We start from the raw sequence: 13,311 nt of genomic DNA on the forward strand, positions 1-13,311 counted from the left end.
TTAGATGTCATCTCAACAGACAACTTAATTATCTTACCGAAGATGCAAGATCAAGTCAAGCATTTCTTTAAAATAATTTGGAATCAACAGTCAAGCGATAAAGCTTGAAAGCGTTGATGCCATTGCTCTGTCGCAACAACAAGATATATATTACCTTTAAAGGTAAACTGATGCAAGTACTTTTTTGTATTTTTTTCAATTTATTTGCTTACGATTGATTATTTGCTTGTTTCTTCCTATTAATTAGCAAATAACAATTAATTTAAATAAAAAGATGGCCTTACCCTTTTGACCAATACTATAGCACGATTTTAATCCTAAAATATCACTACTTCTATACAATTTATTCGATAAAAAAGAGAGATGATCAAATACTAGCTCCCTTTTGCCTTATTCAATCTGAATATAACTTTTGTTTTTCCTATCACTAAAAGAACATCTTGCTAACTATAATTGTAAAAACTAATAGAACTATCGATGCCAAAAGCGACGCATACACGGCTTTTTTTCCACTATTCAAAAATACTTTGAAATTGACACTCATCCCTAATGCAGCCATAGCCATTCCTAGAACTATATACGCTAACTTAACTAACATATCCAGAGTTCCGTTCGACATTGGCACAAAAGTTCCTATTACACTTGTTAACAAGAAACCTGCCATAAACCAAGGTATTGGCAATTTTTCTTTTTCTGTACTAACGTACTTGTTTTGACGTTGATACCAAATTCCAATTATTAAGGCAGCCGGTGCTAATAACAATACCCTAGATAGTTTAGTAATAATCGCTGAACTTAGACTAACCGCACCGCCTGCTCCACCAGTTGCAATAGCATGAGCAATTTCATGTAACGATCCACCGGCCATTACACCGAACTGAGTTGGTGTCATATGCAACAATGGTTTTATAGCGATTTCAATTAACGTGAAAACTGTTCCCAAAATTGCAACAATTGCAACAGCTAGTACCTCATCATCATGTTTAGCGTTTTCTTCAGCCTTTGAAACTTTTATTTGAGGTGATATTCCCATAACAGCAGCTGCTCCACAAATTCCTGTTCCACTGGCAGTTAAAATAGCTAGTCTCTTACTAACTCCAAATTTTCGAGCAATATTATAGGTTAAGAATATAACTCCGCTAACGATAACAATCGCTAAAAGAATCGTTTTGATTCCCGCATTCGCTAAGTCTATCAGATTTAATTTGAATCCTAACAGAATGATCCCTAACCGTAAAAATTTATTAGAAATAAAACCAATCCCTACTTCAGCCTTTTCAATAGCTGGACGATACAATTGAAACATCATACCTAGTATCAAAGAAATAACTAAGGCCCCAATAATGGCTAAGTAAGGTAGTCCTCCCAGAAAACTACCAATAAGTGAACAAAGAAGTGTCATTAATAAAGCATAATAAAAACTTCTTTCGAATAATTTTGTATACATACTCTTTCCTCCATATTTAGATGATAATATAGAATACAGATAAGTAAAAATTAGTATTTATTTGATAGTCATAAGTAAAATTTATAAGGAGTTGTCAAAGATGTTAGACAAACGATACAAAACTTTTATGGTTCTTAACGAAACTGGGTCCTTTACACAAACGGCCCAAATGCTTTTTATCACTCAGCCAGCTGTTTCCCAACAGATCAGTTCTTTAGAAGCAGAATTAGAGCTTCAACTGGTCATAAGAGATCATGGTAAAATTTCTCTCACCAAAGAAGGAATAAAATTAGCTGTTTTTGCTAAACAAATTGATTTAGAAAGCCACAAAATTGTTGAATCATTAAAAAATGGAATTGAACATTTAAAAATGGGTTGTACCTTATCGCTTAGTTCTACTATCCTACCAAAATTCATTCAAAAATTATCTTCCAAAGCCAATATTATAACTACTAAAATCAACAATACCCAACACATTCTTCAAAATATACGTGATGGCAAAGTTGACTTTGGGCTAGTCGAAGGAAACTTTGACAAAGAAGAGTTTGATTCTTTTTTTGTTCAAAGAGAAAATTTTATTTGTATTGCTAGTAACAATATAACCGGTTCAACTATTGAAGATCTATTTAGTCAAACTCTACTATTAAGAGAGAACGGATCTGGTAGCCGTGCTATTTTTGAAAATTGGTTGGCAACTCAAAATTATCGCGTAACTGATTTTAAAGAATCGATGGAAATCGCTAGTCCATCAGCAATTATAGAGTTTCTCAAACAGAATCAAGGTATAAGTTTCATGTACGAATCACTAGTGACTGATGAATTGAGATCTAATCAATTAAAAAAACTAGACTTACAAGGATTTCACGTGGAACATCCCATCAGTCTAGTTTTTCTAAAAAATTCATATTTTAAAGATACTTATCGTAAAATATCAGAATCAATCTAGTCTGATATTTCTACACTTTCCATTACAATATCTTCTTTAGGTTTATCATTGCCATCACGTTTTGCTCGAGCAATTTCACGTACAACATCCATACCATCAATAACCTGACCAAAAACAGTATGTCTATGATCGAGCCATGGAGTACCACCATTTTTATACTCTGCTACAATTTCTTCAGGATAACCTGCATTAGCCATTTCCTTGATCATACGCTTAGGCATATTTTGATTAGAAACAATAAAGAATTGACTACCATTAGTATTGGGACCCGCATTAGCCATTGATAAAGCACCATCTAAGTTAAATAATTGATCAGTAAATTCATCTTCAAAACTAGCACCATAGATACTGTCTCCACCCATACCAGTTCCAGTTGGGTCTCCACCTTGAATCATAAAATCAGGAATTACACGATGAAAAATAATTCCATTATAATAACCTTTTTTTGCTAGTTCAACAAAGTTCTTAACCGTTTTGGGTACTAATTCATCAAAAAGTTGAATCTTGATCATACCATGATTGGTATTGATAGTTGCCACGCTACCTTTAGCGTTTTCTAAATCTAGTTGTGGATATGTCATTTTATTTTTCCCTTCTATAGTTGACCATTCAATGTAAAACTACTTTACCATACTTAGTTCATATGCCAAACGTTTACCATCAATAGCATCTGAGACATAAATAATTCCCGTATATTTAAATCCAAATTCTTTTACTAAATGCTGCATTCTCTTGTTCATTTCATGAGTGTCGATTCTCATATGATAAATTTCTTGGGAATAGGTATCACTAATTAGATTTGAGAAGAAAAACTTGCTCAACTTTAAGCCACGGAATTTCGAAGAAATGGCAATACGATGAATTGTTCCATAAGGATCAGTTGTGTCACTCCAACTACCTTCAATTTTGGCATAATTAGGGTCCGGAGCAGTCATTAAAGTCGCCGTTCCAGCAACCTCACCATCTACAATCAAAACTCTAGCAAAACCATGTTCAATATCATCAAGTAACAAAGCTCTATCTGGATGACCATCTTGCCACTGTGTACTTCCATCAGCTTTTAATAATGCTTTAGCTTCATCAATTATTTCCATCATTGCATCAATATCAGAAGTTTTTGCTTTTCTCATATAAATAAGTGCCATTAATTAACCTTCTTTTTAATTTCTTTTCTCTATAATATACTCCAAAACAAACTTCGAGTGCATTTTTCCTCAATTTGATACACTGATGTCAAACGATTATTAGGAGGGAAAAATGAAAAAGAAAGACATCTCCGATATGTTATTTAAAGATATTTATCCACTTTATATTCAAAAAGTTGAACGCAAAGGTCATACTAAATCTGAAGTAGATGAGATCATCTATTGGTTAACGGGGTATGATGAGACCGGCCTAAATGAACAATTAACCAAGGAATCTACACTAACTCAGTTTTTTAATGCCGAACCCCACCTAAATGATAATGCAAAATTTATTAAGGGCAGTATTTGTGGCATAAGGGTAGAAGAAATTAAAGATCCGCTCGTTCAAAAGATTCGTTACCTTGATAAATTGATTGATGAACTGGCTCATAATAAAGCTATTGATAAGATTTTGAGAACCTCTTAATCAAGTAAAATAATCCACTTATTAAGCGCCTATAATAAAGAATAAATATCCCAATGGTATCAAAAAGAACGGTTCATGCAGGATTCCATTTCCATCAACATTTGAACCAATTACCCTTGATAATAAAAAACAGATAATTCCTAAGAAAAATTCCGAAAACATCATATATAAAAATATTTTTGATTTTTTCATTATTCACCTCATATTATTTGTAGACTACAATATAGCACATATACGATCTGTATAATCGATTGCTATCTCTTTATAAAAGTTGTATTTTATAGTCCAACAAAACCTGAGGGAGTAACATTTTGATCACAGAAAACATTCAAGAATATACTTTAGGGCAAGATAGCCCTGTTTTAGATATTACCATCACAGGCGAAAGTGTTATTGATTGTTCACACGATGATTTAAAAATTGCTGCTGCAATCAAGCTCATTGAATCATGCGATAATATCAATTTCACACTTATGACCGGTGAACATGAACTATACGGAAACTTATCAGATAAATTATATGTTGCTGTTGCAGATTTTGTTCCTGATAGCTATATGAAAGACTAGGTAATCATCCTAGTCTTTTTTGTTTGCTATAATATATTTAGCTTTTTGAAAGGAATTACTATCTTGAAAACATCCCTCAACTTTAATACTTTTATCAAAAATCTTTTTCTCAAAATTAATTGGGAATCCGTCTTACAACATATTGGTGGAATAGTCTTCCAATTGATTTTCCTAACCATTGTCTTGTTGCTAATCAATTGGATTGGAAAAAAAATCATTCGACATATTTTTAAAACTGGATTGCGTAGTACCAGAGCCACTATTTCCCCCAAAAAATTAGATACTATTTATACTTTAGTACTCAACATTTTTAAATACGTTCTAATGTTCTTTTGGATTTATGCAATTCTTTCCGCCATTGGTATTCCTGTTGGAACCCTAGTTGCTGGTGCCGGGATCTTCAGTTTAGCTATTGGTCTTGGTGCTCAAGGGTTTGTTTCCGACATGGTTAATGGTTTCTTCATTATTTTGGAACAACAGATCAGTGTTGGCGATACTATTAAAATTAATAATGTTGAAGGCAGAGTTACCTATGTTGGTATCAGAACTACCCAAATTCAAAGTACCGATGGAACATTGAATTATATCCCCAATCGTAATATCACCGTTGTCAGCAACAAATCTCGCAATAATATGCAGGCCTTAATGGAAATTCCAATCTTTAATGATTCTCCATTTAATGAAATCACCAAAATTATCGAAGATGTTAATCAAAATCTAAAACTAGATGAACTTCAAATTACCAAAAGACCTGCAATTCTTGGATTTTCTAATCAAAACGATGGTACTTTAACCATTCAAGTTGCTGCTTACACCAAACCAGGTGCTCAATTTAATGCTAAAAATGTTTTACTAGAAAAATACTTATCTGCTATTCACGACCATGGAATAAAATTACCAAAGTAATAAAAAAGGGCATAGTTAATCTCTCTGATTGAGATAACTATGCCTTTCCTTACTTCTAATCTATCGAATCAATCATTTGCCAAGTCCAATGACTGACATATTTACCAATTGATGCTCCATTTTCACCAGATCTAAAGTTTAACTTTAGATTCTTTGTTATTTCATTAGTAAAATCTGTCGTTTGGAACCATTCGTGATTCTTATGACCTTCAGTTTTACCAACTATTAAATCTTTCGTACTTACTAGATTTTCCTTCCAAAAAACATCATGCATTAATGACTCTGGTTTATTGTCTGCCTTACTTGGAACGGCTTCTTCACTTCCATCTTCATCAGTATCATCACCGTCCCCATCAGCATTATCACCATCATCGCCGTTATCATCACCATCATCTTCATCCACCTTATAGAAAGTATCAATGGAGAGACTTAAAGAAATAGGATTTGAATCTTTCTCTCTAAAATCTTCAATCAATACTTTACCGTCATTTAGATTAGGCTTAATTGGATTATTAGTACTTGGAGTTACCGATAATGAACCAAAATCTATTTCTTCTGGGGCAACCAGTTTAACGCTCCCACCAATATGTCGGAAATAAAACTCTGTTGTACCAATATTTCCTTCCGCATCAGTAATCTGAAATTTGATCATATGAACATCAAAATCATTGAATTTTTTAATATCTAAATCATCTAGCGTCCATTTTACTAATGATCCCTTTTTACTATTCTTGATATTCTCTGAATGAACTAGCTCAGGGCCATCATCTATTTGATATGTAATTGATTTAATTTTTGAACTATCTCTATCTGACCAAAAACCTTTTAAACGCATATTCTCTGATATTGGTGCATATGGTTCTTTTTTTGTTCCTTTAGGAGAAGTAACTGCAATTTGAGGTTCTTTATTAGACACATCCATTAAGTTAAAAACATGTTCTTGCATCACTGACTTATTGCCATCTTCATCAATTGCAATCAAATAAATCTTATGAGGACCCTTTTCTAAACCTTGAATATCTATCTCAGAAGAAAATTCATTGAACTTTCCAACTTCGGCATCCTGAGGGGATTGTTTCCCATTTAACATGACTTTTTGCATATCTCCATCTTCTTTACTATCAATTCCATAATAAAGAGTCACGTTAGTACTATCAAAATCATACCAATGACCATCCAGAGCTATTTTTTTAGTTCCTAATGGCAAAACTTGAGGTTCATCATCTGTACCCAGATAATCATAAATAACTACTGGACTAAAAGTGCTTCCTGGAACATCGGTCATGGTACTATATTCCATTTCAACAGTTCCATTTACAATTAAATCTTTTGCATTAGTTCGAAGAGTCAAACCTGAATCCCACATTGGATCTTTTTCTCTTTCTGCTCCTAGACGTTTGCCTGACTTAAATAGCTTATCTTTATCACCTGAATCATTTGAACTTTCAAATGCATTATTATAACCCTTTGGAGTATAAGGGAATATATAATGATTCTCTTTATTATCAAAGAATCCACTATTTTGTTTCTTACCAACTTTCCATGGATAATAGGTTTCTTTATATATTGGTAACAAACTAATGAGGGTTTCACTAATATATCCTCTAGTAGCCAAGTAAGATCTACTTGCTGATCTGGCCGCCCAAGCGCCTGGTTCTTCTGGGTGATTTACATAAATACTAGTTCTAATTTCATTATTAGGAGCTTGCATATACATTCCCCTTTTATTGCCAAGTGCTCGCATAGGAATATAATTACCAATCTTTTCATCATAATTATTTCTTAACTCTGCCCCATCTTTGTTAAGAGACAAATCATGATTGGATAATCCGATAAATTTAGGGATAGTTGTTGTTCCGGTATTCTTGTAAGTAATGTGCGTAATAACTCGACCTGTTTTCGTAAATGATAACTTAATTGTGGTCGTTACTTCCGGATTATTTTTACCCTTTCTATTTTCCCACTTGGCTCTTTGGTTATAGACAAGTCGTTGCTCTTCAAAACCAGTACGAGGATCTACTCGATAATAAAGTTTTGGTGTATTAACCATAGCATAAGACTTTCCAATTTTATTAGGTCCAGATATTGATGGTCGATACTTATCATCAGACCTACTAACACTGTTATACAATGTATTTGATGTATAACTAGTAGGCGTTCCATAAGGTTTGTCTTCTGTTCTATCTAATGATACTGAATCATAATCACCCTTTTGATTATCTCCATAATGATTGGTATAAACATGATTAGTCAGAGATTTAGGGCCATCTTCTATCCTACTACCAGGTTCAGCATAAAGAATAGCTGTATTAGGTGCTGTTAAACTATTTTGACGTGATTTATCACCTCGTTGTAGCCAACTCTGTTCCAAAGTTGCACCAGGTCTAATCGTTTCTTCATAATCTCCAAAATAAAGATATGGCTGAACCATTGAACCATCGGCATGTTCAATAATTGGGCCCTTACTCAATCTTGGTTTGTCCACCCTTGTCCAAGTTGCTTCTTCAAATTGATCGTCGAATGTATCTTCATGTGAATCATACTTTTCCAGTTCATTAAACTGATAATCAAAAATCAATTCACCATCAGATTTCAAAACCGATAACAAAAATGGTTTCTCTTTATCAACGTACATTGTGAAATCTGTTGAATCAGGGTTATCTAATGTCAAAATCAATTCTTTTTTATCAGAATTTTCTTTGACTTTATCTTTACCTAATTCTTCTTTAAGTGCATGAACATCGATCATGTCTTTTTGATCTGTCTTCAAAATTAATTCTTTTTTATCTTCAAGAGCGTAACTGATTGTCACCTCAGTGTTGTCTTTTTGTTCAATAATATCTTCCAAACTAGCAGCTTCCGTCAGAGGAGTTGTGGTATCTTCAATTTCGGTCTCTGCCCTTATAAGGGTCGTAGTTAAGCTGGCTGAAAAAATCAACCAGAAACTGGCAAATATTATAGCTAATTTCATTTTTTTCAAAATTCGAACACCTCGCATAAAATGATTTGGTAATCTTATCATCACGATAAGAAAATCTTGATTCATTTTATTAAAACGAGTTTTTTACGAAATGAAGTACAAATTATTAATTCCGCTATGCTTTTTATTAATAATACCTAATGTATTTCTAATTTAGAAATCGATTTCAACTGCAAAACACTTTCTTTACAAATTGTATATACCAATATTAATCCTTTGGCACATCTAAAAAAGTTCAAATTATCTATTGATTAAAACCTATTGTTATTTCAACATAATATATCCTTACAAAAATTCTATTTTTGTTCGATAATTTATTTGCTTATATACCAATATTACTTTCCAACGATTTTCTCTAATCAAAACGGTTCTATTTGTAATTATTTAAATACCAAATTAACAAAATTTGGAACTCATTTTTAAAAACGTATATATATAAAAGGAATATATTCCAGTTTAATTAGAACTATTGATGCAAAAAACAAGCCATATTGATCATTAATTCGGTCAATATGGCTTTATTTTTATATGTGTTTTAAAACAAAAACTAATTCAACTTTTAGGGTAAATCATTGCCTGCAGCAAAATAAACATCGTACCACTCTTGTTTAGTAAGTTGGACATCAGCACCAGAAGCACTATCTTTAATATGTTCTGGATTCATTGTTCCAATAATTACTTGGATCTCCGCAGGATGTCTTAATATCCAAGCCGTTGCTATGGCATTCTTGCTTACACCATATTTATCAGCTAACTCCTGTAGTTTTTGATTCAACTCTGGGAATTTATCACTGCCAATAAAGGTTCCTTCAAACATACCATATTGGAAAGGTGACCAAGCTTGAATGGTCGTCCCCATGCGTCTAGAAAACTCTAATAATCCACCGTCGTGATTAATTGAACGTGCATCAGTCATATTAGTATGCATACCAAAATCAATCATACCTGTATGGGCAATACTAAATTGTAACTGATTAATCAATAATCTTTGATCAACAGATTCTTGGACTAGCTTAAATTGCTCTGGGTTAAAATTAGAAACACCAAAATGTCTAACTTTACCAGATTTTTGTAAATCATCAAAAGCCTCAGCGATTTCTTCTGGTTCCATCAACGGATCTGGTCGATGTAATAAGAAAGAGTCCAAATAATCAATTTGCATTCTTTGAAGAATTCCATCAACTGCTTCTTCAATATGCTTTTTAGAAAAGTCATAACGCTTACCAAAGACAAAACTCCCATGGCTACGAGCAGGATCAAACACAATTCCACCCTTTGATTGGATATATATATCATCACGTGAAATATTGGCTTCTTTCATAGCTTCACCAAATACTTTTTCCGAGTTACCCATTCCATAAATGTCAGCAGAATCAATATAGTTAATCCCACTATCTACTGCTGCTTCCAAGGCCTTAGCTGCATCCCTTGTGGATAAAGCTTCCATACGCATAATTCCTAAAGCGACTGCTGATGCAGACCAATTTGTACTACCAATATTTAATTGCTTCATAATTATCAAATTCCTTTCTTTTTCTCAACGACCTAACAATAATACTTAGAGTATGGTCTAGGTCAATTAATTTTTAAAAAAATTTGAATTATTTATCAATCCCATATTTTATTAATGCTTTAGCGGAATCTAAAACCGTTATTTCCGGCTCACGTTGTTCCCAACCCAAGTCATCTTCTGCAGCTGCTGTTGTGTGATGATATTTTCGATCAAGCATCGGAACCAATGAGCGCAACTCAGGCATAAAACGGGCAGCTATTTTCAAAACAAAATTAGGCATCATATGGATCTTAATTTTTTTATATGGAAAATTACTTTGATAAACTTTCTCAACTTCGGCCATAGTTAAAACCTGTGAAGCAGCTAAATATCTTTTTCCAACGGCAATAGGATTTTCGAATGCCAAACGATGTAAATGTGCTAAGTCACGAACATCAGAGATTTCTAACGGTACATTAGGCGTCATTGGCATTCCATTCAATAATCTCAATAAAACATTATTTGAACTAACTGCTTTATCTGACAAGATTGGTCCAAAAATTGCTCCTGGCAGAATCGTAGTTAATTCCATATTATTTTCATTGGCAAATTTCCAAGCAGCCTTTTCCGACTCAACTTTTGAAATTCGATATGGGTCCAAGTCAGGGTTATTAATATCTGTCCAAAAAGATTCATCCAGAATTTCACTACTGTTCCTTTCAGGAGTTGATGCTGCCTGAGAACTTGTCATAACAACCCTCCTAACCCCAGCTTCTTTGGCGGCCTTTAACACTGTCAACGCCCCATTCTTCGCAACTGTAACTAACTCTTCAACTGATTGAGTTCCGTTGCCCATTGGGGAAGCCACATGGATTACTCCTTGAGCCCCTTTAATATTCTCAATCCAATTTTTATCATCAGTCAAATCTGCTTCAAAAAAGCTTAGATTCTTCATTTCATCTTTAGAAACAGCCTTTGAAATTTCTTTTTCTAGACGATCGGCTTTCTTCATTGAACGAACACTTGTCGACACCTCATAACCTGCATTAAGGAATTCAACAATCACCCAACCTGCCACAAAACCTGTACCACCTGTTACAATAATTTTTTTCATAATTTATGTCCTTTTTGTTTAATTTAGACAAATAATACTATTAAGTGTCTAATATGTAAAAGAAATGATATAATTATTTTTGGAGGTATTAACACATGACACCTAAAGAAGAACTGATTATTAAGTTCAATCACATTATTTTAATCCAAGGATTTACTAATTTTTCAATGGTCGACTTGGCAAAGAAGGCTGATATTAGTCGTGCTAAACTATATTTATATTTTAAAAATAAAGATGAGATAGTTGAATCCGTAATAAATAGGCATATGGAATTTTTAACAAAGTATCCTATCCCACAGGGTGCCTCGGTTGAGAATTTATCATCAACTATTCTAAATTCTCTATTGTTATTAGGTTCGACAACCGACATGTTTGAAAATGAACTAAAACAAAAATATCCTCAATTATATAGAAATTTCATACAAGGATACGAGAGTTACCTAGAGAACTTAGTCACATTTTATAAAGATGCTCAAATTAAAAAATTAATCATTAATGACGTTTCAGCAGAGTTTCTACTTTTCCAAAATAAAATTAATATTCGTGGAATCTTGGACAATGTTTACACTAATCAGATTTCCCTAGATAAGGGTGAACAATATTTAAGAGAATATTTTATCTATCAAATTAAAACTTTACTAATTGATGAACAAAATCAATTTCCAGAAGGAGTTAAATCATTTGGTGAAACTGTTATAAAGGAATATTACGATACTTATTCACTAATCAACAATTAACTAATATCCAATTTGGATAACTATCTCAAACCAGTTATAATTAAGATACTAAATTCATAAAAGGGAGCTCTTTCATATCATGGAAAAACGTATCAAAGGTTCATGTACATCAATTTTAGTAGGAAAAAATGCTTCAATTGACGGTTCCACAATGATTTCTAGAAACGATGACGGTCATGAGGCTCTTGATCCACAACGTTTTGTGGTAGTTAATCCAGAAGACCAACCAAAAACTTACACATCTGTTATTAGCAAAGTTAAAGTTGATCTACCTGATAACCCTAAACGTTACACGTCGATCCCTAATTCAATTTTAACTAATGGTATCTGGCCAGCGGCCGGTATCAATAGCGATAACGTTGCCATGTCAGCTACTGAAACTATTACTACTAATTCACGTGTTTTAGGATTAGATCCATTCGTTGAAGGGGGATTAGGTGAAGAAGACCTTGTTACTGTAGTCCTTCCCTACATCAAAAATGCTCGCGAAGGTGTTAAACGCCTTGGTTCTTTACTAGAACAATATGGTACTTATGAGCCAAACGGAATTTCATTTGCTGACAACGATGAAGTTTGGTGGTTAGAAACAATTGGTGGACATCACTGGGCTGCGGTTCGTATTCCAGACGACGCATACGTTGTTGCCCCCAACCGTATGAACATTGATAATTTCAATTTTGATTCAGTTGACACTCTTTGTTCAGAAGATCTAAAGAGCCTGATTGATGAAAATAATCTTAATCCTGATTTTGAAAATTATAATTTAAGACATATCTTTGGTAGCGCATCAGTCAAAGATACTGTTTACAACAATCCTCGTACTTGGTATGGTCAAAAATTCTTTAGCCCTGAACAAACGGCTGATGATCCAATGGAACAAGATTTGCCATTTATTCGTCGTGCCAATCGCAAAATTTCTATTGAAGATGTTAAATTTGTTTTGAGTTCTCATTTTGAAAACACTAAATATGACGTCTATGGTAATGGTTCTGAAGACGACAAGAAACTCTTCCGTCCAATCGGTATCAACAGAAACCATAACGTTCACATCCTTCAAATCAGAAATAACGTTCCCGCTGAAATTGCCGGTATCCATTGGCTTGCTTATGGAGCCAACACTTTTAATACCGTTGTTCCTTTCTATACAAATGTTGAAGATACCCCTGCTCCTTACAAAAATGCAACCGGTAAATTCGATCTTAACAATATGTACTGGCTAAGTTGTACAACTGCTTTACTTGGAGATACTGATTATGATTTGTATGTTGATATGAGAAATGATTATGAACTTGACGCTATGAGTGCTTACCGTAAAATTCAAAATGACACTGATACCGATATTAAAAATCAAACAGACATTCAAAAAGCCCTAGAAAATGCTAATGAAGAATTAGCTAAAACAGCCTTTGAATTACAAACTAAATTGCTTGGAGACATGGTAATCATGGGTTCTGAACATATGAAATTACGTTATAACTTAAATGATTAATACAAAAAGGCGATAATTAATTA

The 13,311-nt window shown here is 33.4% G+C and carries 13 protein-coding genes; 6 read left to right on the forward strand and 7 right to left on the reverse strand.

Features of this window, described 5'->3' with window-relative positions; translation table 11 throughout:
* Window positions 1-427 precede the first annotated feature (427 nt).
* The gene (locus tag CBP76_RS02170; protein ID WP_102195294.1) at window positions 428-1,447 is read right to left on the reverse strand and encodes a YeiH family protein; all 1,020 of its coding nucleotides are present in this window, start codon (window positions 1,445-1,447) and stop codon (window positions 428-430) included.
* Window positions 1,448-1,547: 100 nt separating this feature from the next.
* Between CBP76_RS02170 and CBP76_RS02175 the strand changes: the two genes are divergently transcribed.
* On the forward strand, window positions 1,548-2,393 hold the full coding sequence (locus CBP76_RS02175) for a LysR family transcriptional regulator (protein WP_102195295.1): 846 nt from the start codon (window positions 1,548-1,550) through the stop codon (window positions 2,391-2,393).
* On the opposite strand, the gene CBP76_RS02180 is transcribed toward CBP76_RS02175, so the two are convergent.
* Together CBP76_RS02180 and CBP76_RS02185 are read right to left on the reverse strand one after the other, a co-directional pair.
* Window positions 2,390-2,974 (reverse strand): peptidylprolyl isomerase, encoded by a 585-nt coding sequence (locus CBP76_RS02180; RefSeq protein WP_102195296.1) that lies wholly within the window; start codon window positions 2,972-2,974, stop codon window positions 2,390-2,392. The genes CBP76_RS02175 and CBP76_RS02180 overlap by 4 nt on opposite strands.
* Window positions 2,975-3,013: 39 nt before the next feature.
* Window positions 3,014-3,538 (reverse strand): GNAT family N-acetyltransferase, encoded by a 525-nt coding sequence (locus CBP76_RS02185; RefSeq protein WP_102195297.1) that lies wholly within the window; start codon window positions 3,536-3,538, stop codon window positions 3,014-3,016.
* Window positions 3,539-3,650: 112 nt separating this feature from the next.
* Between CBP76_RS02185 and CBP76_RS02190 the strand changes: the two genes are divergently transcribed.
* On the forward strand, window positions 3,651-4,004 hold the full coding sequence (locus CBP76_RS02190) for a DUF2200 domain-containing protein (RefSeq protein WP_102195298.1): 354 nt from the start codon (window positions 3,651-3,653) through the stop codon (window positions 4,002-4,004).
* 21 nt (window positions 4,005-4,025) lie between these two features.
* Here the strand turns inward: CBP76_RS02190 and CBP76_RS02195 are convergent, their stop codons facing one another.
* A complete protein-coding gene (locus CBP76_RS02195) occupies window positions 4,026-4,196 on the reverse strand; it encodes a DUF3955 domain-containing protein (protein ID WP_217350192.1) in 171 nt (56 codons plus the stop codon).
* A 119-nt stretch (window positions 4,197-4,315) separates the two neighbouring features.
* On the opposite strand from CBP76_RS02195, the gene CBP76_RS02200 reads away from it, so the two are divergent.
* Together CBP76_RS02200 and CBP76_RS02205 are read left to right on the forward strand one after the other, a co-directional pair.
* Entirely contained in the window at window positions 4,316-4,570 is a 255-nt protein-coding gene (locus tag CBP76_RS02200) for a hypothetical protein (protein WP_102195299.1), read from the forward strand.
* A 63-nt stretch (window positions 4,571-4,633) separates the two neighbouring features.
* On the forward strand, window positions 4,634-5,476 hold the full coding sequence (locus CBP76_RS02205; RefSeq protein WP_102195300.1) for a mechanosensitive ion channel family protein: 843 nt from the start codon (window positions 4,634-4,636) through the stop codon (window positions 5,474-5,476).
* 55 nt (window positions 5,477-5,531) lie between these two features.
* On the opposite strand, the gene CBP76_RS02210 is transcribed toward CBP76_RS02205, so the two are convergent.
* The 3 genes from CBP76_RS02210 to CBP76_RS02220 form a co-directional block, all read right to left on the reverse strand.
* Entirely contained in the window at window positions 5,532-8,456 is a 2,925-nt protein-coding gene (locus tag CBP76_RS02210; RefSeq protein WP_102195301.1) for a hypothetical protein, read from the reverse strand.
* Window positions 8,457-9,015: 559 nt separating this feature from the next.
* Complete coding sequence (locus CBP76_RS02215) at window positions 9,016-9,969, reverse strand: aldo/keto reductase (protein ID WP_102195302.1); 954 nt, start codon at window positions 9,967-9,969, stop codon at window positions 9,016-9,018.
* An 88-nt stretch (window positions 9,970-10,057) separates the two neighbouring features.
* Entirely contained in the window at window positions 10,058-11,062 is a 1,005-nt protein-coding gene (locus tag CBP76_RS02220) for an NAD-dependent epimerase/dehydratase family protein (RefSeq protein ID WP_102195303.1), read from the reverse strand.
* A gap of 95 nt (window positions 11,063-11,157) precedes the next feature.
* Here CBP76_RS02220 and CBP76_RS02225 point away from each other — a divergent pair, with 95 nt between their 5' ends.
* Together CBP76_RS02225 and CBP76_RS02230 are read left to right on the forward strand one after the other, a co-directional pair.
* Complete coding sequence (locus CBP76_RS02225; RefSeq protein WP_102195304.1) at window positions 11,158-11,799, forward strand: TetR/AcrR family transcriptional regulator; 642 nt, start codon at window positions 11,158-11,160, stop codon at window positions 11,797-11,799.
* Window positions 11,800-11,878: 79 nt separating this feature from the next.
* Window positions 11,879-13,288 (forward strand): C69 family dipeptidase, encoded by a 1,410-nt coding sequence (locus CBP76_RS02230; RefSeq protein ID WP_102195305.1) that lies wholly within the window; start codon window positions 11,879-11,881, stop codon window positions 13,286-13,288.
* Window positions 13,289-13,311 lie beyond the last annotated feature (23 nt).

The sequence above is a fragment of the Companilactobacillus nuruki genome, assembly GCF_002872255.1.
GTDB classification, from domain to species: domain Bacteria; phylum Bacillota; class Bacilli; order Lactobacillales; family Lactobacillaceae; genus Companilactobacillus; species Companilactobacillus nuruki.